Origin of the sequence: Rhodovulum sp. FJ3 (genome assembly GCF_032918305.1) — a bacterium.
Classification (GTDB): domain Bacteria; phylum Pseudomonadota; class Alphaproteobacteria; order Rhodobacterales; family Rhodobacteraceae; genus SAT37.
Window position 1 is genome coordinate 920,451 of the sequence record NZ_JAWJUU010000001.1, and the last position, 19,597, is coordinate 940,047.

Sequence of the window (19,597 nt, forward strand, 5' to 3'; positions counted from 1 at the left end):
ACACATGTGGCCCTCGAATCCTTTTGGGGTTTGGGCCGGATCAAACGGAGCCAACGCGATGAAACGCACCTATCAACCGAGCAACCTTGTTCGCAAGCGCCGCCACGGCTTCCGCGCACGGATGGCCACCAAAGCAGGTCGCAAGATCCTGAACGCCCGCCGTGCTAAAGGCCGGAAGTCGCTCTGCGCATAAGATTTGCCCTAGGGCAATTCGGACATGACACCGCCGAAGAAGGAAGGAGACGGGCACATGCCTGAGACCTCTGCACCTTCATCGGCGGTGTCGTCGCGTTTGCAGGTCATCAAAAAGCGGGCCGATTTTCTGCGGGCGAACCACGCGCGTCGTCAGGCGACCAAGGGGTTCATCCTGCAGGCACGCCGCCGCAACGATGGTGAGGCGAGCGCGCCCGACACCACGCGGATCGGGTACACCTGTTCCAAACGTGTCGGCAATGCCGTCGCCCGCAACCGCGCCAAGCGCCGCCTGCGCGCCATCGCGCAACAGGTTCTGTCGGCTCAGGGCCGCGCGGGTTGGGATTATGTCCTGATCGGGCGGGCGGAGCACACAGCCGATTTGCCGTTTGAACGCTTGCTGTCCGATCTGGAGTTCGCCCTGAACCGCGTACATGCGCCGAAAAAGCAGGCCGATCCGTCATGACGCCCCTCGCCCGCCTGTTTTCCCTGCCCGTGCGGGCCTATCGCTTGGTGTTTTCGCCATGGGTCGGGCATAATTGCCGGTATCAGCCGACCTGTTCGGCCTATGCGCTTGAGGCGCTGGAACGACACGGCGCAATCAAGGGCGGCTATCTGACCCTGCGCCGCATCGGGCGCTGCCATCCGTGGGGCGGGACCGGATACGACCCCGTTCCGGGCACCGAGCCGCACACAGAAACCGATCCCCGCCAAGAGTGAGATCACCCATGCTGGACGATTTGGACGACATCCACCCGCTGTTCCACGGTGCCCCTTCAAGCACCGAGTTCAAAAAGCTGCGCAAACGCATTGTGCGCCACACCCGCGAGGCGATTGAGCAATACGGCATGATCGAACGTGGGGCGAAATGGCTGGTCTGTCTGTCCGGCGGCAAGGACAGCTATACCTTGCTCGCCGTGCTGTATGAGTTGAAATGGCGCGGGTTGCTGCCCGTGGAATTGCTGGCCTGCAACCTTGATCAGGGGCAACCGGGGTTTCCGGCGACGGTTCTGCCCGAGTTCCTTGAGAAAATGCAGGTCCCCCACCGCATCGAATACCAAGACACCTATTCCATCGTGATGGACAAGGTGCCCGAGGGACGCACGTTCTGCGCGCTGTGCTCACGCCTGCGCCGCGGCAACCTCTATCGCATCGCCCGCGAAGAAGGCTGCAGCGCCGTGGTCCTTGGCCATCACCGCGACGATATCCTCGAAACCTTTATGATGAACCTCTTTCACGGCAGCCGTCTGGCCACCATGCCGCCGAAACTGGTGAACGAAGAGGGCGATTTGTTCGTCTATCGCCCCCTTGCCCATGTGGCCGAGGAAGATTGCGAGAAATTCGCGCGCGCGATGAGCTATCCGATCATTCCTTGTGACCTCTGCGGGTCCCAAGACGGCCTGCAACGTCAACAGGTTAAGGCGATGTTGGACCAGTGGGAGGCGAACCATCCCGGACGCCGCCAAAAGATGTTCCGCGCCCTGATGAACACGCGGCCCTCGCACCTGTTGGACCCCAATATTTTCGACTTTGCGGGTCTGACGCGGGACCCTGACAAATTTAGCGAAAATTCGAACGATATTCCGGATTTGCGTTAAGGGATCACTGGGGGACTCACCCATAGGCTGAACCAAATGTTTTAGCCATAGGTGGGCCCCGTGACCCAAATCACCTTTTCTCCCAACCGCAGCAGTGCCATTCGCGCGCTGATTCCCCTGATCTGTCTGGGGGTCGGGATCGGACTGGGGGAAATGGCGCTGATCGTCATTGTGCCGCTGTTGTCCGCCCTGCTGTGGATCCGACCCGAATGGCGCAACGTGACGATGGGCGACGCGGATACCCCATTGGGCCAGCTGGAAAAAACGCTGGTCTCTTGTCAGGACGGGGATCTGGGCACGGCGGTGTTTATGCTGGATTTCGACGCGGTCGAACCGATCCTGCCGCAAGACGCACGCGCCATCCAAACCACGCTGGCCGCGCGGATACGGAACCGCATGCGCGGCGATGATGCCGTCATGGCGAACGGCCATCGCGGCCTCTGTGTGATCCTATCGCCAACCAAACAAAACGACCTCGAGAGCCTGCTGCAAGTTGCCGGTCGGTTGCAGGATTGTGCCCTCGCGCCCGTACCGTTGGACCACCGGCGTCTGCACCTGTCGTGTGACATCGGTTTCTGTCCGGCCGGCAATGGCTCTGATACCCGCGCAAAACAGGTGTATGAAGGCGCACAGGCCGCACTGGACATGGCCAAAACTTTCGGCCCCAATGCGATCCGCGCCTATAGCAAATCCTTTGCCCCCAATCTGAACACCTCGGACATCAGCCCGCAGGCGGTGTCGGACGCCCTGCAATCGGGCGAAATCCAACCGTGGTTCCAGCCACAAATGTGCAACGATACCGGCGCAATCATCGGGGCCGAGGCGCTCGCGCGTTGGACCACCAAAACCGGACGTATCATCGCCCCGGGAGAGTTTTTGGACACGATTGATCAGGCGGGCCTGTCCCAATCCCTGAACACCGCGATCATGAACGGAGCATTGTCCGCGCTGGCCACATGGGACCGCGCCACACTGGGCGTAAAAACCGTGTGCGTGAACTTTAGCAGTCAGGATTTGCACGATCCGACCCTGTGCGATCGCGTGGCTTGGGCGCTTGACCGGTTCGACATGTCGGCGAACCGTTTGACCGTGGAAATCCTTGAAAACGTGGTGTCGCATGGCGGCAAAGACGTCTTGCACCGCAATATCGACCGCCTTGCCGAGATGGGCTGTCCCATTGATCTGGACGATTTCGGCACCGGTCAGGCCCCGTTGTCGGTACTGCGGCGCTTTCCCGTGAACCGTCTAAAGATCGACCGATCCTTTGTCCGCGCCGTCGACAAGGATCCCCAACAACGCGAAATGGTGGCCGCGATCATAACCCTCGCGGATCAGTTGCACCTGAAAACCATCGCCGAGGGTGTCGAAACACAGGCCGAGTTGACGACCGTCGCCCAGCTGGGCAGTCAGTACGCCCAAGGCTTCGGGATCGCCCGCCCTATGCCCCTGCAAGAGGCGACGGCGTGGATCGATCAGCACAAACAAAAGCTGATTCACCTCACTCCGCTGGGTCGGCGCGCCTAAAACCCCAAGAAACATTGGTCGCAACCCCCGAAAACTGCTTGACCTTCGGCCTGCTGTTCTGTTGAACCGGCGTCACCTTTAAAAGGATAGGTGACGGCCCGATATGGACGATCAGAACAAGAATCTTATTCTCGCATCCGTGCTCAGCTTTGCAGTGATTGGCGTTTGGTACATGCTGTTCCCACCGGAACAGGTCCAACCGGTCGATCCCGAAACGGCCGCCGTGACCCAGCAGACCGAGGTCGTCACGCCGCAGGCCGCCGCAGATGGCGAAACCGTCCCCGCCGAGACCGTCCAAACCGCCGAAGCCCCGCGCATCGCGATTGAAACCCCCGCACTGAACGGGTCGATCTCGCTGGCCGGTGGCCGCATCGATACCCTATCGCTGGACCGCTATCGTGAAACGCTAGACGAAGGGTCGCCCGCTGTTCCGCTCCTCTCGCCGGTGGGCAGTGCATCGCCCTATTACGCCCTCTATGGCTGGGCCCCTGCCGGGCAACTGGACAGCGCGGACGTTCCCGGTCCGAACACCGTATGGCAGGCGGGGTCGAACACCACCCTGACCCCGACGGCCCCTGTCGAACTGACATGGGACAACGGCAATGGCCTGACCTTTACCCGCACGATTTCGGTGGATGAGGATTATATGTTCTCGGTCAAACAGACCGTGACCAATGCCACCGACGCCGAGGTTCGCATGCTGCCCTATGGCATCATCGCCCGCCACGGCGAGCCCGACCAGACGAAATTCTTCATCCTGCACGAAGGTGTCGTGCGCCAAACCGACAAAGAACTGGCCGAATTGTCCTATGAGGACATGACCGATCTGGATCTGGTTGAGCGCGAGGGCGCGCTGGCCGAGGTTGAGGATGTTCAGGAAAATGGCTGGATCGGCTTTACCGACAAATACTGGATGACGACCCTGATCCCCACCCCGGGTCAGCCGTTTACCTCGGTCGCCAAGTACGTCCCTAGTGCCGACATCTATCAGGTCGAAACGCGCCTGCCGATCGTTTCGGTCCCCGCGGGTCAGACCGCCGCCGTCGACACGATGCTGTTCGCCGGTGCCAAGGAATGGGAAACCATCAAGCACTATGAAGAAGACACAGGCATCTTCCGCTTTGACGACTCCATCGACTGGGGCATGTTCTTTTTCCTGACCAAGCCGATCTTTCAGGCGCTGCATTTCCTGAGCGGCCTGATCGGCAACATGGGCTGGTCCATCATCGCGCTGACCATCTTGATCAAGGCGGTCCTGTTCCCGCTGGCGTATAAATCCTACGTCTCGATGGCACGCATGAAAGAACTGCAGCCCGAGATGGAGAAGATCAAAGAGCGCGCAGGCGACGACCGTCAGAAGCTGCAGCAAGAGATGATGGCCCTCTACAAGTCCAAGAAGGTCAACCCTGCATCTGGCTGCTTGCCGATCCTGCTGCAGATCCCGATCTTCTTCTCGCTGTACAAGGTGATCTTCGTCACGATCGAGCTGCGCCATGCACCGTGGTTCGGTTGGATCCGCGACCTTTCCGCCCCCGACCCCAGCAGCATCTTCAACCTGTTCGGCATTCTGCCCTTTGCGGCACCGGAACTGGGCGCGTTCCAATTCCTGTCGCTGGGTATCCTGCCGATCCTGCTGGGTATTTCGATGTGGCTGCAGCAGAAACTGAACCCCGCCCCCGCAGATCCCGCACAGGCGATGATCTTTGCGTGGATGCCTTGGGTGTTCATGTTCATGCTGGGCAACTTTGCCAGCGGTCTGGTCATCTACTGGATTGCGAACAACACGATCACGTTCTCGCAGCAGTATCTGATCATGCGCTCGCAAGGGTACACACCCGACCTGCTTGGAAACATCAAATCCGGCTTTAAAAAGACCCCGAAATCGGAGTCCAAGTAATGCCAACCCTCGCCCAGATCTGGCGCCACCCGATCAAGGGGATTGGCGCCGAGGACCTGGGCGAGGTAACGCTTAGCCCGGGTCGTCCAATGCCGTTTGACCGCGCCTTTGCGGTCCTGACCGGCACATCCGAGGACACCGGAGAATGGCAGCCCTGTCGCAATTTCGCGCGGGGCTGTTATGCGCCTTCCCTCATGGCGGTGCGTGCCGAAACCAACGGCGAAAAGATCACCCTGACCCATCCGGATCGCGATCCGCTGATCTTCGCGCCCGCAACGGGCGACGCCAGCGCGCTGATCGACTGGATCACGCCGCTTTACCCCGCGGACCGCCCCGCGCCGCGCGCCTTGGCCGTTGCGCCCGACACCGGCATGGCCGACGATCCCGACGCCGGCGTCTCTGTGGCCAGCCTTGCGTCGCTGCGCGCGCTCTCGGATGCGGTAGGCCAACCGCTTGACCCGCGCCGGTTTCGGATCAACATTTGGCTGGACGGCGATCTGGCCCCGTTTGAAGAACTGTCTTGGGCGGGCAACGCCATCCGCATCGGCGACGTGACATTGCGCGTGGGCGAACGCATCCAGCGCTGTCGTGCGACCGAGGCGAACCCAGACACCGGTCGGCGCGACGTCGACACGTTACAGGCCCTGCGCGGCCATTGGGGACACACCGATTTCGGCGTCCTCGCCAGCATTGAAACGGGCGGCACCATCACCGTCGGCACCCCCATTGAGGTATCCGCATGAACATGACCTTTACCATCGCCGAAACGCCCGACGATCACACCGCCGAGGTGGGGCGCAAGCTTTTTGCGGGCAACACGGATTTTCTAAAGGGCGTCGTCGCCATGTCCGGCCTGCCGCCCGCCGACCGGATGGAGGTCTGTTTCGCGGGCCGCTCCAACGTTGGCAAGTCCAGCCTGATTAACGCGCTCACGGGGCGCAAGGGTCTGGCGCGCGCCTCAAACACGCCGGGCCGTACGCAAGAGATCAACTTTTTCACCTTGGCCGAGAGCCATTATCTGGTCGACCTTCCGGGCTATGGCTATGCCGAGGCGCCGGTGGCCGTCGTCAAGAAATGGCAGGAATTGCTGAAATCCTATTTGGCTGGTCGTCAGACGCTGCGCCGTGCCTTTGTCCTGATCGACGCCCGTCATGGGATCAAGGCGGTGGATCAGGAAATTCTGGACCTGCTCGACAAGTCCGCCGTCACGTTTCAGGTGGTCCTGACCAAGGCCGACAAGGTCAAAGCCAAGGATCGCGAAAACGTCCTGAACCAAGTTCAAACGGCCCTGCAAAAGCACCCCGCCGCCTTTCCCGAAATCGTCGTGACCAGCTCGGAAAAGGGTGACGGCATCGCCACCCTGCGTGCGATTATCGCCACGCTGGTCTGAGACGTCCGCCCCTTGCCCCTTTATCCGCTGCGGTTTACCAACAGAGGCGCAGCAAGGATGACCAGATGAAAAAGCAAACTGCCATGAACCGTGATTGGATCGCCACCGCTCGGACCCTGTCCGAGGCCCTGCCCTATTTGCAACGCTATGATGATGCGATCGTTGTCATCAAATTCGGCGGCCACGCGATGGGCGACGATGAGGCGATGGATAACTTCGCCCGCGACATCGTCTTGATGCAGCAGGTCGGCGTGAACCCCGTCATCGTCCACGGCGGCGGCCCGATGATCAACGAAATGCTGGCCAAGCTGGACATCAAATCGGAATTCGTGAACGGCAAGCGCGTCACCGACGCCGCCACCGTCCGCGTTGTCGAAATGGTTCTGTCCGGTCTGGTGAACAAACGCATCGTTCAGGCGATCAACGATCAGGGCGGCAAGGCGGTTGGCCTGTCCGGAAAGGACGCCAATCTGATGGTCTGCGATCAGACAAACCCCGACCTGGGCTTTGTCGGCACCCCGAACGAGGTGAACCCCGGCGTTCTGAAGCAGCTGTTCGATGCGGGCATGATCCCCGTCGTGGCCCCACTTGGCGCGGGTCGCAATGGCGAGACGTTCAACATCAACGGCGACACCGCCGCCGGTGCGATTGCCGCCGCGCTGAAGGCTGATCGCCTGTTGCTGTTGACCGATGTCGCGGGCGTCAAGGACGCAAGCGGTGAGGTCGTGACCGAACTGTCGCCCGAGCAGATTGTTGAGCTAACCGAAAGCGGCGTGATCGCGGGCGGTATGATCCCGAAAACCGAAACCGCCCTCAACGCCATCAACGGCGGTGTGCGCGCGGTGGTGATCCTAGACGGGCGCGCGCCGAACGCTTGTCTGCTGGAGCTTTATACCGAGCATGGCGCGGGCTCTCTGATCCGCACACCGCGCTAAGATGGACCTGTGGCGCTGCATAACGACCGCGTCACAGTCCCACGGCCTGATGATTTCGGGGGCGTTCCATACCGCCCCCGACGACGCCCCCACCCTGCCCCCGAACGGCACCGTGGTCATGCTGTCTCCGGATGAGGGCGCGTTCTGGTCCGACATCCAATCCCAACCCGAATTCACCGATGGCGCGCCCGACCCGATGGACCGTTGGTCCACGCGGGTGATCGGCGCGATGGCCGATGACCTTGGCGCGCGGGCGGTGTTCCCGTTCTCGGGGCCGCCCTACCTGCCGTTCTTTACATGGGCCACGCGCACGGGGCGGGCATGGGTGTCACCGGCGGTGTTTCTGGTCCACGACCGGCTGGGGCTATACGCGTCCTATCGCGGCGCGCTGGTATTTGACACGGTCCTAGACATCCCTGCGCCGGAGCAGGCCACCGCGCCCTGTGACACCTGTGCCGCGCCATGCCTCACCGCCTGTCCGGTCAGCGCGGTCGTGGGCGGCACCTATGACGTCGAGGCCTGCCATCGCCATCTTGCAACGTCGGCGGGACAGGCCTGCTTAAATGGCGGATGTTTGGTACGGGGGCGTTGTCCTGTGGGCGCGGACTGTGGCAGGGTGCGGGCACAATCTGCTTTTCACATGACGGCGTTTCACCCATGACCCTTCGACTGATCCTGATCCGGCATGCCAAATCGACGTGGGATGATCCCATGCAAGAGGATCACGACCGCCCCCTGAACGACCGAGGGCGGCGCGCCGCACCGGCGATTGGCGCGTGGCTGGCCGAGAACGGTTATGTCCCCGCCGAGGTGGTCAGTTCGACCGCGCGCCGGACGCTGGAGACATGGGAATGCATGCAGGGCGCGTTCGTGGACGACGGGGCGTTGGTGCGTCGGGAACCCGACCTCTATCACGCGGCCCCTGATACGATGCTGCGCGTGTTGCGCCATTGCGCGGCCAGCCCCGTTCTGATGCTGGGCCACAATCCGGGGATCGGCGCGCTGGCTTCGCATCTGGTTTCTGAACGCCCAAGCCACAGCCGGTTCGGCGCCTACCCGACCTGCGCGACGCTGGTTGTTGACTTCGACGCGGAGGATTGGGCCGACGTGACACCCGGCACAGGGACGGTTGTCGATTTCATTGTGCCCAACGATCTGGACACAAAATAAGGCCGCCCCACAATCGGGACGGCCCATTTTTTCCACCGAAATTCGGTCTTAGTGGCCCAGAATCTGGCTGAGGAACAGTTTCGTCCGCTCGGATTTCGGGTTGTTAAAGAACTCTTCGGGTTCGTTCTGTTCGACGATCTGGCCTTGGTCCATAAAGATCACGCGGTTCGCCACCTGACGCGCAAAGCCCATCTCGTGGGTCACGCAGAGCATGGTCATGCCCTCTTCGGCGAGCTCGATCATGGTGTCCAGAACCTCTTTGATCATCTCGGGGTCAAGCGCCGAGGTCGGTTCGTCAAACAGCATGATGCGCGGCTTCATGCACAGCGAGCGGGCAATCGCCACACGCTGTTGCTGACCACCGGACAGTTGTCCGGGGTACTTGTTGGCCTGATCGGGGATCTTCACCTTTTCCAAGAAATGCATGGCCATTTCGATGGCCTCTTTCTTGGGGGTTTTACGCACCCAGATCGGGGCCAGCGTACAGTTCTCCAGAATCGTCAGATGCGGGAACAGGTTAAAGTGCTGAAAGCACATGCCGACCTCGGACCGGATCTTGTCGATGTTTTTCAGATCGTTCGTCAGTTCGATCCCATCCACGATGATCTTGCCCGACTGGTGTTCCTCCAGACGGTTGATACAGCGGATCATGGTCGATTTACCCGACCCCGAGGGGCCAGCAATCACGATCCGTTCGCCGCGGTTCACGGTGAGGTTGATGTCGCGCAGAACGTGGAACTGACCGTACCACTTGTTCATGTTGACGATGTCTACGGCGACCTCATCCGAGATTTGCATCTGGCTGCGGTCGACTTCGCGTTGGTTAACTAGTTCAGACATATTGGTTTTCCTTTAGCGGTGACCGCGCTGAAGTTTCTTTTCAAGGAACAGCGAATACCGCCCCATGCTGAAGCAAAAGATGAAGAACATCAGACCGATGAAGACGAACAGTTCCCAATAGATACCGTTCCATTCGGTCGTTGCCCGGATGGTGTTGGACAGGCCAATCGGATCCAAGAGACCGATGAACACCACAAGGGTCGTGTCCTTGAACAGACCGATGAACGTGTTCACGATGCCCGGGATCGAGATTTTCAGGGCCTGCGGCAGAACGATCAGGCGCATGGATTTCCAGTAATCCAGACCCAAGGCATCCGCCGCCTCATACTGACCTTTGGGCAGGGCCGCGAGGCCCCCGCGCACCACCTCGGCGATATAGGCCGAAGCAAACAGCGTGACCATGATGATCACCCGCAGCATAAGGTCAAAGTTGGTTCCGCGCGGCAGGAAGTAGTTCAACAACAGAGACGCAGTGAACAGCCAAACGATCAAGGGCACGCCACGGATCGTTTCGATAAAGGCCACCGACATCTTGTTGATCAGGAACATATCAGACTGACGCCCAAGGGCCAAAACGATCCCCAGAGGCAGCGACAGCGTAATCCCCGACACCCCGATGATCGTGGCCAGCATAAAGCCACCCATGTCCTTGGATTCGACCTTGGTGATCCCGATCGGCAAAAGCTCGGACAAGGCACCGGCAATCGGTCCCGCAAGGAACAACCAGAACAGAACCGGCACCAGAATGGCCGCCAGAACCGCGATGATCGCATTAACCTGCTCACCAAAGCGGAACGCGACGGAGCCCAGAACAAAACCGGCCAGCACCATCAGCGGACCCCAGATCGTGCCCCCCCACAGCAGGAAGTACAGCACGAACGGCGCCAGCATCGACCACGTCAGCAATTTGCGCGGCAGGTTGTTGAACAGGACCGGAGCAAGCGCCGAAAGCAGCAGAACAAAGGCCAGAACCGGTCGCCAGTACAGCTCTTGCGGATAGAACCCGAACAGCAACTGATGCCAGCGCGCGGAAATCACCGCAAAACAGGCCGACGAGGCATCGGACCCATACAGTTCATTGCGGATTTCGCGACATTCCGTCAGCGACCCCGCATCCCAGATCGAATTCAGGAACCACGGCAGGATATGCCCAAGCCCCCAAACGATGACGAAAATCGACACCACGGTCAGGATGATGTTGGTCGCCCCCGAAAACAGGTTTTCGCGCAGCCATTTGATCGCGCCCGTTTCGGTGATGGGGGGCTCTTTCTGCTCCAACATCGTTTCGCGCACATAGGCAACGGTTTGTGCGTGTGTATCACTCATCTTACCGCTCCTTCAGTTTGACGCTGTTGTTGTAGATGTTCATGCCGCCCGAGATGACGAGGCTGAGAACCAGATAGAACAGGCCCAGCAAGAGGATGCCCTCAAGCTCACGTCCTGTTTGGTTCACCGTAATCCCCCCAAGGGTCGCACGCACATCCATGTAGCCCACCGCAATCGCCAGAGACGAGTTTTTGGTGAGGTTCAGGAACTGCGAAATCAGCGGCGGAATGATCACCCGCAGCGCCTGCGGCAGGATCACAAGGTTCATTGTCCGCCCCGGACGCAGGCCCAGCGCATATGCCGCTTCGGTCTGGCCCTTGGACACGGACAAGATACCGGCGCGCACGATCTCGGCGATGAACGCCCCCGTATAAAGCGACAGCGCCAACCACAGTGCAATCAGCGAGTTCCGCAGGTGCAGACCGCCCTTAAAGTTGAACCCGCCCAGTTCGGGATAGTCCAGCGACACCGGTCGGCCCAGAATGTAGTAGGCCAGCACCGACGGAATAAAGAACAACGCCGCGGAGACCCAGAACACCGGCAGGATATCACCGGTCGCTTCTTGGCGTTTACGGGCGTAGCTGCGGAAAATGAAAATCCCGATCACCGACAGGATAAACACCCCAACCAGAATGGCCGAGTTGTCGCCCCAAACAGGACTAGGGATATAGACACCGCGGTTGGTCACCGCGACGCTATCACCCAGCAGCATCGAGGCCCCGCCACCTTCGCGGAAGGCGCGCGGTTGCGGCATTGCTTCGGACATGATCGCAAAGATCGCGATGATCCACAGCAACAGGGGCACGTTGCGGAACCCCTCGACGTAGACCGCGATCAGGCGCGACACCAACCAGTTTTTGGACAGGCGCAAAACACCGGCAAAGATCCCCAAGATCGTTGCCAGCACACAGCCCAGAAACGCGACCAGAATAGTGTTCAAAATCCCCACCAGCGCGGCGCGCCCATGGGAAGATTCGGAACTATATTCGATCAAACGCTGGTTAATATCGTATCCCGCAGGTTGGGATAGGAACCCGAAATAGAAATCTTTGCCCAGATCGGAAAGGTTCTGGATCGTGTTACTTACCAGCCATGAAAAGAACAGCACCAACAGGATCATAGCGACCACCTGAATGGTCAACGATCGATAGCGTGTGTCGTAAATAAGCTGGCTCAGCCGAAAGCCATCTTTCGGCGTCTCCGGAAAAGTCGACATCTCATACTCCCCGAGGTTTCTGTTGGCTTATGTGGCGCCGTCGGTGTTTCCCGATCTGTGGCCGCAACAGATACGCTCATAATGACGTCAGTAGGAAAAGGGGCGCGACCCTCAGGTCACGCCCCCCTTCGGTTGTATCTTAGCGGAAGGGCGGTGCGTACAGCAGGCCGCCATCGGTCCACTGTGCGTTCAAACCACGTGCAAGCGCGATCGGGGTGGCCTCGCCTACGTTGCGTTCAAACGATTCGCCGTAGTTGCCAACCTGCGAGATGATCGCTTTGGCCCAACCGGCTTCCAGACCCAGCATTGCGCCCAGTTCACCCGCGGTGCCCAGCAGACGCTGAACTTCGGGGATGTCGGATGCAGCTTTTTCTTCGACGTTGGCCGAAGTGACGTCCAGTTCCTCAGCCGCGATCATCGCGTTCAGGCTCCAGCGCACGATGTCACCCCATTCGTTGTCGCCGTGGCGTACAGCCGGGCCCAACGGTTCTTTGGAGATGATTTCGGGCAGGATCACGTGACCTGCGGGATCTTCGAACGTCGCACGCGTAGCAGCCAGACCCGAAGCATCGGTGGTGTACACGTCGCAAGCGCCAGCAAGGTACTGCTGTTGTGCTTCGGCGTTGGTTTCGATCGGCACCGGCTCATAGCTGATGTTGTTGACGCGGAAGAAGTCCGCGAGGTTCAGCTCGGTGGTGGTACCGGTTTGGATACAAACGGTTGCACCGTCCAGGTCCTTAGCCGACGACACGCCCAGATCTTTGGGGACCATGAAGCCCTGACCGTCGTAGTAGTTTACGCCGGTGAACTCGAGTTTCAGGTCGTTGTCGCGCGAGAAGGTCCACGTGGTGTTACGCGCCAGCATGTCGATTTCGCCCGATGCCAGAGCGGTGAAGCGCGTCTGGGTGGTCAGCGGGGTGAATTCTACCTTGCTTGCGTCGCCCAGAACGGCGGCTGCAACAGCACGGCAAACGTCAACGTCGAAACCAACCCAAGTACCGTTGGCATCGGTTGCCGAGAAGCCCGGCAGACCGGTGGACACGCCGCATTTCAGCGAGCCGCGTGCTTTGACGTCGTCAAGCGTGGCAGCAGCCGACGCACCAGCAGCAAGGCCCGCGACAGTCAGCGCGCCAAGGAGTACTGTTTTTTTCATACTTACCTCTTCCTGATGTTCCGTCCGAAAACGGATTTCCCCATCCTTGACCAGGATGACTTATCCACCCTTGTATTTGGGGCGGTGCCATAAGTTTGGGCGGATGATAGGGAATTCGTCAAGGGCGGGTCGGGCATTTGCTCAATGAAAAGGCAGTGAAAATTGCCTTTTTTTGACCAAATGATCACCGGCTAAGCACGAAGACTGTATCAACCTGTTCTTTGGATGAGGTTCTGAAAGGATTTTGCCTGAATGAAGTCCGCAAGTTTACGTTGCGTAATCTTCTGCGCTTCCTCATCGGGGCCCCACTGCTCTTCTTGCCAGGCCTCATCGATTCTCGACAGGTCCCAGATCGTCGTCACGGGGGCAAAATCGTGAAACGCAGCCAGTCCCAGAATCAGTGAACCTGTGAGCGCGACCATCTCATGCAGCGCGGTCAGTTCGTAATGCGACTTGGCCAGAACCTCACCCCGCAGCGCGTCCAGCGCCGCCGCATCCTGTGCGATATGCATGATCCCCGCCGTCGGCTTCAGGCGCGCGCCGAACTGTGTCGCGGCCCAGTCCAGAACAGGGTCCCAGCCCTCGGCCTGACGCGCGATCAACTCGGCCGGCGACGTCGCGCGATAGCAAAGCAGATCGGTTTCCCCATAAGCGGCGGTCAGGTCGGCCACCTCGTCAAACTGGGTCGCGACCTTATCAATCGCCGCATTCACGGCACGGGTCAGCGGCATCAGGGACGGATCGATTTCCTCGGGCTGATCCTGCCATTCCTGTGCGATGGCGACCGCACAGGCCTCGGTCGGGGCCAAAAGGGTGCGCTTGGCCGGTGTTTTTACCAACCGCCCATCCAGTTGCACGCCAAAGCCGCCCTCTTGGTCACAGATGGTGGCTTCTTTCCAGAACCGTTTCTTTGCCCAACCTGTCATGCTTCATCCGCCCATAGTTCATTCAATGCATCGCCCATCTGGGTGTATTCGGTGACCACCCGATGCGCCTGTGTCAGGGCCTCTGCCCCGTGATAGCCCCACGTCACCCCAAGGGTCTTTACCCCCGCCGCGCGGCCCATTTCCATATCGAAACTGGTATCGCCAATCATGATCGCATCGCGTGCCTCAACACCCGTTTCCGCCAGCGCCGTCAGAACCATGGACGGGTGCGGTTTGGACGGGTGGTTGTCGGCGCATTGCTGGGTCACGAAAATGCGGTTCAGATCGAATGCCTCTAGCATGTGATCCAGACCGCGGCGCGATTTCCCCGTCGCAATGCCCAACAGCACATCGTCACGACCTGCCAGTTGCGCAATCACATCCATCGCCCCGTCATAGAGGGGCGACGGCGCCCCACCGGCGCGCAGGTCAAAATACGATTGCTTGTACGCCTCAACCACCTGATCCCGCGTCGCGGCGTCCAGATCAGGGGCCAGTTTGAAGACCGCCTGCGGCAAGGAAAGCCCGACAATCGACAGGATGTCGGCGGGCACCGGTTGGTTCACGGATTGAAACGCGCGCGTCATGGACTGACGGATCAACGCCTGACTATCGACCAGCGTGCCATCCACATCAAACAGCGCCAGTTTCAATGCGCTCATTCCAGTTCCTCAAACGGGTCTTCGGGCACATCGCCCTCTTGCCATTGCAGGAACGACCACGTGCGTTTCATGTGTTCGGGCAAGGGCGCGGTGATCGTCAACGGGTTGCCCGTCACCGGATGCACCAGACGCAGCGAGCGCGCATGCAGGTGCAACTTGCGGCTCAGCTCGCCACCCAACTGCGCGCCCCAGCCATCGCCAAGATTTTCCTGCCCCGAGCCGCCGTATTTCCCGTCCCCGACAATCGGGTGGCCCATCTCGGCCATATGCGCGCGCAACTGGTGCGTGCGCCCCGTCACGGGGATCAGGGCGACCCAACTTGTCCGCCCGCCCAGCGCCGACAGAACGGCATAATCGGTGACCGCGCGTTTTGCGCCCGGCGTGTTGTCGACATCGCGGGGATGGATGCACAGCATCTTTTCCGCCTCGCCCTTGGCACCGTGGCCGGGGGCCTTGACCAAACCGTATTTGATCGTGCCAAGCGTCGGTTTCGGCACGCCCGCAACGGCGGCCCAGTAAATCTTGCGCGTCTCACGCGACCGGAACGCCGAGGTCAGCGCGCCCGCAATCTGACGTGTGCGGGCAAGGATCAGAACGCCCGACGTGTCCTTGTCCAAACGGTGCACAAGGCGGGGTTTCTCGTCATAGCCGAACTTCAACGCCTCGGCCAAACCGTCCACATGGCGGGTCTGTTTGCTGCCCCCTTGGGTGGGCAGACCCGGCGGTTTGTTCAACGCGATGATGTGATCGTCGCGATACAGGACACAGGACTGGATTAGCTTGGTGTCGGCGTCCGACACCTTGGGCTTCGGTTTCGCCGTGATCTCACCCGGTTCAGGCAGAGGCGGCACGCGCACCGATTGGCCCAGTTCCACCCGCGTGGCCGGTTTCACCCGTCCGCCATCGACGCGGATTTCGCCCTTGCGGCACATCTTTTCGATGCGCCCTTGGGACACGTGGGGAAACTTGGCGCGGAACCACCGGTCCAGACGCTGACCGTCTTCGCCCGCTGCGATTGTCAGGGTTTGTACGCCGCTCATGTCAGAACCGTCCGTGCCAGATGCAGCCCCGCCATCAGCGCCGCGATTGAAAGTACAACGGACACCGCGACATACATCATGGCGGTGCCGATCTCGCCCCGCTCATACAGGGTGACCGCATCCAATGAAAATGCCGAAAACGTCGTGAACCCGCCCAAAAGGCCCGTCATCAACAAGGGCGCAAACCGGTTGGCCCCGAAATGACCCAAAACCACCACCAATGCGCCCATGACAAAGGACCCGATGACGTTGACGGTCAATGTGCCATAGGGAAACCCCGGCCCCATCAGACGCAGGGCCGCAACCCCCGTCAGATAGCGCGCCGAGGCGCCCAAAGCCCCCCCAAGCGCGACATAGGCCAAATTCCCCAACATATCCCGTGTCCTTATTGTCCCTAGGCCTGATCCGCGCCGCGCCGTTTGGCCCGCAGACGCGCAAAATAATCGACCCGTTTTTTCAACTCGCGTTCATAGCCGCGTTCGACCGGCATGTAAAACGACACCGGATCGACCCCGTCGGGGAAATAGTTCTGACCGGAAAACCCGTCCTCGGCATCGTGATCATACTGATAGCCCGCGCCGTACCCCAAATCCCCCATCATCGTCGTCGGCGCGTTCAGGATGTGCATGGGTGGCGGGCGGCTACCGGTTTGTTTGGCCAGTTTGCGCGCGCCCTTGTAGGCGACATAGCCCGCGTTCGATTTCGGGGCCAAGGCCAGATAGATCACCGATTGCGCAAGGGCCAGTTCGCCCTCGGGACTGCCCAGACGTTCATAGGTTTCCCATGCGTGCATGGCGTGGCTCTGGGCCTGTGGGTCGGCCAACCCGATATCCTCAACCGCCATACGGACCAACCGGCGGGCAAGGTAATTGGGGTCCTCGCCGCCTTCCAGCATCCGCGCAAACCAATACATCGCCCCATCGGGATCGGACCCGCGAATGGATTTGTGCAGGGCCGAGATCAGGTTGTAATGCTCTTCGCCCGATTTGTCGTATTTCGCGGCGCGTTTCATCAGGCGCGCGGCCAACAGATCGGGACCAATATCCTCGGTCAGGGCGGGCCACGACGCGACCCGCTCGACAAGGTTCAGCAGTGCCCGCCCGTCCCCATCGGCCATCTGCACCAATTGCGCACGCGCCTCCGGCGTCAGGGGCAAGGGACGGCCCAATTCCGTCTCAGCGCGGGCGATCAGATCGGACAGATCGTCGTCCGCCAACCGGTTCAGCACCAACACCTGCGAGCGTGACAGCACAGCGGCATTTAACTCAAAGCTGGGGTTTTCGGTGGTCGCCCCGACCAACAGGATCGTGCCGTCCTCCATATGAGGCAGGAACCCGTCCTGTTGCGCCTTATTGAAACGGTGGATCTCATCCACGAATAACAGGGTGCCGCGACCGGTGGTGCGGCGCACCTTTGCCGCCTCGAACACTTTGCGCAGCTCGGGCACGCCGGTGAAAATCGCACTGACCTGCACGAAATGCAGGTCCGTCTCATCGGCCAAAAGGCGCGCGATCGTGGTCTTGCCCACACCGGGCGCCCCCCACAGGATCATCGACCCCAGATGACCAGACGCCAACATCGCGCCCAGCGGCCCATCGGGTCCCAGCACATGGTCCTGCCCGATCACCTCGGCCAGACTGCGCGGGCGCAGCCGATCCGCCAACGGGCGATGCGCGTCGGGGGTCACTTCGCCGGTCGGCGCAGGATCGGGGGCGGTGGAAAACAGGTCACTCATATCGCCAACCTATGCCAAGCGGATCAGCGGCGAAAGCTTACGATGCCGCGTTGCCCATTCCGCAGGTATTCAATCGACATCCGGTCGCCCGCGCGGCGCAGGGCGCGGTCCACATCGCCCGTGTCATTGATGCGCGCGCCATTGATGCCCAGCAGGATATCACCGGGCTGTAGAACGGGGCGCGTGTTACCCTGACCGATTCCCGTGACCAAAACGCCCGCGGCCTCGGCCGGTAGGTTGTGTTCGGCCACAACGGCGGGATTGATGTTGCTGACCTCTAGCCCGCCGGGAAAGGCTCGGTTGCCAAACTGGCGCAGATCGCGCGCGGGCACCTCGGGTGGCGGGGTCAGAGTGACGGTGGTGACGAACGGATCACCGTCGCGCAGGCCCGCAACCTCGGCCGAAGCGTTTTCGCCGGTCAGGGCCATGCGGAACATCATTTCCTGCGGCGTGTTCACCTCTTGGCCGCCAAGGGACAGGATCACATCACCAACCTGCAAACCCGCCGCGCCAAAGGGGCTATCAGGGTGCAGCGCGTTCAGAACGATGCCGACGGGGCGATCAAGACCCAGAGCCTCGGCCAAGGCCGCGTCGACCGCCTGCCCCGACACACCGGCCCACGGACGCACAAACCGGTCGTTGCCGCGTTCGGCCTGCGTGATGAACTGGCGTACCAGATTGGCGGGGATCGCGAATCCAATACCGTTCGACCCGCCCGAGCGGCTTAGGATCGCGGTGTTGATCCCGACCAGACGCCCCGCCCCATCGACCAGCGCGCCGCCCGAGTTGCCGGGATTGATCGCCGCGTCCGTCTGGATGAAATAGCCGCGCCCGCCGCCCACATGGACGCCCGACCGCGCAAGGCCCGACACGATCCCGCTGGACACTGTTTGGCCGATCCCGAACGGGTTCCCGATGGCAAGGACCAGATCGCCGACCTCAACCTCATCCGAATTGCGCAGGGAGAGCGCGGGCAGGTCCGTCGCCCCGTCCATGCGCAGGATCGCAAGGTCGCTTTCCTCATCCGCCAGAACCACGGTCGCGTCATATTCCCGCCGGTCGTTCAGGACGACGCGGATTTCAGTCGCCTCGCCCACCACGTGAAAGTTCGACACGACCAGCCCATCAGGCGACACAATCACACCGGACCCCAGAGAATTCTGAACCCGCGGCACCACCCGCCCCTGCCCGCGAAACAGGTCGCGAAAGAACGGATCGTTGGCAAAGGGACTGACACGGGTCTGGACCACGCGTTTGGCATAGATGTTCACCACGGCGGGGGCGGCTGTTTTGACGACGGGAGCAAAGGACAGGCTGATGTCGGCCTGTGAGGTCGGCACGCGGTCCTCGGCCCATACGGCCAGCGGAGCAAGCAGGGTCAGAACAACGGTCAGAATGCGGATCATCGGCGCGGCCTCAATTGTTTTGCCCCGATATGCGCCCCATCGCGCAGCGTTTCAACCGCCCAGAACGGCAAAGGGCCCCGCCATTTCTGGCAGGGCCCCGAAACCAATCGCTTGGTCGAAGATCTTAGTCTTCGTCAGCGAATGCAGCTTCTTCAGCGGCAAGGCGAGCTTTGTCACCAGCGCCTTTGGCGTCGACGTCACGATCAACGAATTCGATGATCGCCATCGGTGCCATGTCACCATAGCGGAAGCCAGCTTTCAGGATGCGGACGTAACCACCTTGACGCTCGGCGTAGCGCGGGCCCAGAACTTCGAACAGTTTCGCAACATAGGCGTCCTGTTTCAGCTGCGATGCGGCCTGACGACGGGCGTGCAGGTCACCGCGCTTGCCCAGCGTGATCAGCTTTTCGATGATCGGGCGCAGTTCTTTTGCCTTGGGCAGGGTGGTTTTGATTTGCTCGTGCTCGATCAGCGAGCCAGCCATGTTTGCGAACAGGGCCTTACGGTGCTCATGAGTACGGTTCAGACGGCGATAGCCACGTGCGTGACGCATAATATTTCTCCAACTTCTGTTTTTGCTTTGTCCG

At 60.7% G+C, this 19,597-nt stretch carries 22 protein-coding genes; 11 read left to right on the forward strand and 11 right to left on the reverse strand.

From position 1 onward, the window contains the following. Nucleotides 1-58: 58 nt before the first annotated feature. The 11 genes from rpmH to R1W00_RS04695 all read left to right on the forward strand — a co-directional run bounded on the left by rpmH (nucleotide 59) and on the right by R1W00_RS04695 (nucleotide 8,706). Nucleotides 59-193 carry a 50S ribosomal protein L34 gene (gene rpmH / locus R1W00_RS04645; RefSeq protein WP_317261533.1) on the forward strand — a complete coding sequence of 45 codons (135 nt, stop codon included), beginning with the start codon at nucleotides 59-61 and terminating at the stop codon, nucleotides 191-193. Nucleotides 194-217: 24 nt separating this feature from the next. Beyond that, entirely contained in the window at nucleotides 218-658 is a 441-nt protein-coding gene (rnpA, locus tag R1W00_RS04650; RefSeq protein ID WP_317261534.1) for a ribonuclease P protein component, read from the forward strand. Next, nucleotides 655-912, forward strand: coding sequence for a membrane protein insertion efficiency factor YidD (gene yidD, locus R1W00_RS04655; protein ID WP_317261535.1), 258 nt, complete (start codon nucleotides 655-657; stop codon nucleotides 910-912). Before rnpA ends, yidD begins: the two co-directional genes overlap by 4 nt. A gap of 8 nt (nucleotides 913-920) precedes the next feature. Further along, a complete protein-coding gene (ttcA, locus tag R1W00_RS04660; protein WP_317261536.1) occupies nucleotides 921-1,790 on the forward strand; it encodes a tRNA 2-thiocytidine(32) synthetase TtcA in 870 nt (289 codons plus the stop codon). A 60-nt stretch (nucleotides 1,791-1,850) separates the two neighbouring features. Next, on the forward strand, nucleotides 1,851-3,314 hold the full coding sequence (locus R1W00_RS04665; RefSeq protein ID WP_317261537.1) for a GGDEF domain-containing phosphodiesterase: 1,464 nt from the start codon (nucleotides 1,851-1,853) through the stop codon (nucleotides 3,312-3,314). Between the two features lie 103 nt (nucleotides 3,315-3,417). Continuing rightward, complete coding sequence (gene yidC, locus R1W00_RS04670; protein WP_317261538.1) at nucleotides 3,418-5,211, forward strand: membrane protein insertase YidC; 1,794 nt, start codon at nucleotides 3,418-3,420, stop codon at nucleotides 5,209-5,211. Beyond that, entirely contained in the window at nucleotides 5,211-5,954 is a 744-nt protein-coding gene (locus tag R1W00_RS04675; RefSeq protein ID WP_317261539.1) for an MOSC domain-containing protein, read from the forward strand. Before yidC ends, R1W00_RS04675 begins: the two co-directional genes overlap by 1 nt. Next, nucleotides 5,951-6,601: a ribosome biogenesis GTP-binding protein YihA/YsxC gene (yihA, locus tag R1W00_RS04680; RefSeq protein ID WP_317261540.1), complete on the forward strand. Its 651-nt coding sequence runs from the start codon at nucleotides 5,951-5,953 to the stop codon at nucleotides 6,599-6,601. The genes R1W00_RS04675 and yihA overlap by 4 nt, the downstream gene beginning before the upstream one ends. A 65-nt stretch (nucleotides 6,602-6,666) precedes the next feature. Continuing rightward, nucleotides 6,667-7,536, forward strand: coding sequence for an acetylglutamate kinase (gene argB, locus R1W00_RS04685; protein ID WP_317261541.1), 870 nt, complete (start codon nucleotides 6,667-6,669; stop codon nucleotides 7,534-7,536). Nucleotide 7,537: 1 nt separating this feature from the next. Next, nucleotides 7,538-8,197 (forward strand): ferredoxin, encoded by a 660-nt coding sequence (locus R1W00_RS04690; protein WP_317261542.1) that lies wholly within the window; start codon nucleotides 7,538-7,540, stop codon nucleotides 8,195-8,197. Beyond that, nucleotides 8,194-8,706, forward strand: a complete 513-nt coding sequence (locus R1W00_RS04695) for a SixA phosphatase family protein (RefSeq protein ID WP_317261543.1) — start codon at nucleotides 8,194-8,196, stop codon at nucleotides 8,704-8,706. Before R1W00_RS04690 ends, R1W00_RS04695 begins: the two co-directional genes overlap by 4 nt. 48 nt (nucleotides 8,707-8,754) lie before the next feature. Here R1W00_RS04695 and R1W00_RS04700 read toward each other — a convergent pair whose 3' ends face one another. The 11 genes from R1W00_RS04700 to rplQ form a co-directional block, all read right to left on the reverse strand. Then, the gene (locus tag R1W00_RS04700) at nucleotides 8,755-9,546 is read right to left on the reverse strand and encodes an amino acid ABC transporter ATP-binding protein (RefSeq protein ID WP_317261544.1); all 792 of its coding nucleotides are present in this window, start codon (nucleotides 9,544-9,546) and stop codon (nucleotides 8,755-8,757) included. Nucleotides 9,547-9,558: 12 nt separating this feature from the next. Beyond that, nucleotides 9,559-10,872 carry an amino acid ABC transporter permease gene (locus R1W00_RS04705; RefSeq protein WP_317261545.1) on the reverse strand — a complete coding sequence of 438 codons (1,314 nt, stop codon included), beginning with the start codon at nucleotides 10,870-10,872 and terminating at the stop codon, nucleotides 9,559-9,561. A gap of 1 nt (nucleotide 10,873) precedes the next feature. Continuing rightward, nucleotides 10,874-12,088: an ABC transporter permease subunit gene (locus R1W00_RS04710; RefSeq protein WP_317261546.1), complete on the reverse strand. Its 1,215-nt coding sequence runs from the start codon at nucleotides 12,086-12,088 to the stop codon at nucleotides 10,874-10,876. A gap of 139 nt (nucleotides 12,089-12,227) precedes the next feature. Next, nucleotides 12,228-13,241, reverse strand: coding sequence for an amino acid ABC transporter substrate-binding protein (locus tag R1W00_RS04715; protein ID WP_317261547.1), 1,014 nt, complete (start codon nucleotides 13,239-13,241; stop codon nucleotides 12,228-12,230). A 209-nt stretch (nucleotides 13,242-13,450) separates the two neighbouring features. Then, entirely contained in the window at nucleotides 13,451-14,167 is a 717-nt protein-coding gene (locus tag R1W00_RS04720; RefSeq protein ID WP_317261548.1) for an ATP12 family chaperone protein, read from the reverse strand. Then, complete coding sequence (locus tag R1W00_RS04725; protein WP_317261549.1) at nucleotides 14,164-14,829, reverse strand: HAD-IA family hydrolase; 666 nt, start codon at nucleotides 14,827-14,829, stop codon at nucleotides 14,164-14,166. Before R1W00_RS04725 ends, R1W00_RS04720 begins: the two co-directional genes overlap by 4 nt. After that, entirely contained in the window at nucleotides 14,826-15,869 is a 1,044-nt protein-coding gene (locus R1W00_RS04730) for an RluA family pseudouridine synthase (RefSeq protein ID WP_317261550.1), read from the reverse strand. The genes R1W00_RS04725 and R1W00_RS04730 overlap by 4 nt, the downstream gene beginning before the upstream one ends. Next, nucleotides 15,866-16,243 (reverse strand): fluoride efflux transporter CrcB, encoded by a 378-nt coding sequence (crcB, locus tag R1W00_RS04735; protein ID WP_317261551.1) that lies wholly within the window; start codon nucleotides 16,241-16,243, stop codon nucleotides 15,866-15,868. Before crcB ends, R1W00_RS04730 begins: the two co-directional genes overlap by 4 nt. A gap of 20 nt (nucleotides 16,244-16,263) precedes the next feature. Beyond that, nucleotides 16,264-17,604 carry a replication-associated recombination protein A gene (locus R1W00_RS04740; protein ID WP_317261552.1) on the reverse strand — a complete coding sequence of 447 codons (1,341 nt, stop codon included), beginning with the start codon at nucleotides 17,602-17,604 and terminating at the stop codon, nucleotides 16,264-16,266. 23 nt (nucleotides 17,605-17,627) lie between these two features. Next, nucleotides 17,628-19,010, reverse strand: coding sequence for a trypsin-like peptidase domain-containing protein (locus R1W00_RS04745; RefSeq protein WP_317261553.1), 1,383 nt, complete (start codon nucleotides 19,008-19,010; stop codon nucleotides 17,628-17,630). A 124-nt stretch (nucleotides 19,011-19,134) separates the two neighbouring features. Next, complete coding sequence (gene rplQ / locus R1W00_RS04750) at nucleotides 19,135-19,563, reverse strand: 50S ribosomal protein L17 (protein ID WP_317261554.1); 429 nt, start codon at nucleotides 19,561-19,563, stop codon at nucleotides 19,135-19,137. Between the last annotated feature and the right edge of the window lie 34 nt (nucleotides 19,564-19,597).

Excerpts from the sequence above, each read along its gene's own strand:
- rnpA (WP_317261534.1), top strand. The coding sequence starts at position 218 with ATGACACCGCCGAAGAAGGAAGGAGACGGGCACATGCCTGAGACCTCT.
- rpmH (WP_317261533.1), top strand. The coding sequence starts at position 59 with ATGAAACGCACCTATCAACCGAGCAACCTTGTTCGCAAGCGCCGCCAC.
- rplQ (WP_317261554.1), bottom strand. The coding sequence starts at position 19,563 with ATGCGTCACGCACGTGGCTATCGCCGTCTGAACCGTACTCATGAGCAC.
- R1W00_RS04715 (WP_317261547.1), bottom strand. The coding sequence starts at position 13,241 with ATGAAAAAAACAGTACTCCTTGGCGCGCTGACTGTCGCGGGCCTTGCT.
- R1W00_RS04725 (WP_317261549.1), bottom strand. The coding sequence starts at position 14,829 with ATGAGCGCATTGAAACTGGCGCTGTTTGATGTGGATGGCACGCTGGTC.
- yidD (WP_317261535.1), top strand. The coding sequence starts at position 655 with ATGACGCCCCTCGCCCGCCTGTTTTCCCTGCCCGTGCGGGCCTATCGC.
- R1W00_RS04700 (WP_317261544.1), bottom strand. The coding sequence starts at position 9,546 with ATGTCTGAACTAGTTAACCAACGCGAAGTCGACCGCAGCCAGATGCAA.
- crcB (WP_317261551.1), bottom strand. The coding sequence starts at position 16,243 with ATGTTGGGGAATTTGGCCTATGTCGCGCTTGGGGGGGCTTTGGGCGCC.
- R1W00_RS04740 (WP_317261552.1), bottom strand. The coding sequence starts at position 17,604 with ATGAGTGACCTGTTTTCCACCGCCCCCGATCCTGCGCCGACCGGCGAA.
- R1W00_RS04705 (WP_317261545.1), bottom strand. The coding sequence starts at position 10,872 with ATGAGTGATACACACGCACAAACCGTTGCCTATGTGCGCGAAACGATG.
- R1W00_RS04745 (WP_317261553.1), bottom strand. The coding sequence starts at position 19,010 with ATGATCCGCATTCTGACCGTTGTTCTGACCCTGCTTGCTCCGCTGGCC.
- yihA (WP_317261540.1), top strand. The coding sequence starts at position 5,951 with ATGAACATGACCTTTACCATCGCCGAAACGCCCGACGATCACACCGCC.
- R1W00_RS04720 (WP_317261548.1), bottom strand. The coding sequence starts at position 14,167 with ATGACAGGTTGGGCAAAGAAACGGTTCTGGAAAGAAGCCACCATCTGT.
- R1W00_RS04695 (WP_317261543.1), top strand. The coding sequence starts at position 8,194 with ATGACCCTTCGACTGATCCTGATCCGGCATGCCAAATCGACGTGGGAT.
- yidC (WP_317261538.1), top strand. The coding sequence starts at position 3,418 with ATGGACGATCAGAACAAGAATCTTATTCTCGCATCCGTGCTCAGCTTT.
- ttcA (WP_317261536.1), top strand. The coding sequence starts at position 921 with ATGCTGGACGATTTGGACGACATCCACCCGCTGTTCCACGGTGCCCCT.
- R1W00_RS04675 (WP_317261539.1), top strand. The coding sequence starts at position 5,211 with ATGCCAACCCTCGCCCAGATCTGGCGCCACCCGATCAAGGGGATTGGC.
- R1W00_RS04690 (WP_317261542.1), top strand. The coding sequence starts at position 7,538 with ATGGACCTGTGGCGCTGCATAACGACCGCGTCACAGTCCCACGGCCTG.
- R1W00_RS04710 (WP_317261546.1), bottom strand. The coding sequence starts at position 12,088 with ATGTCGACTTTTCCGGAGACGCCGAAAGATGGCTTTCGGCTGAGCCAG.
- argB (WP_317261541.1), top strand. The coding sequence starts at position 6,667 with ATGAAAAAGCAAACTGCCATGAACCGTGATTGGATCGCCACCGCTCGG.
- R1W00_RS04730 (WP_317261550.1), bottom strand. The coding sequence starts at position 15,869 with ATGAGCGGCGTACAAACCCTGACAATCGCAGCGGGCGAAGACGGTCAG.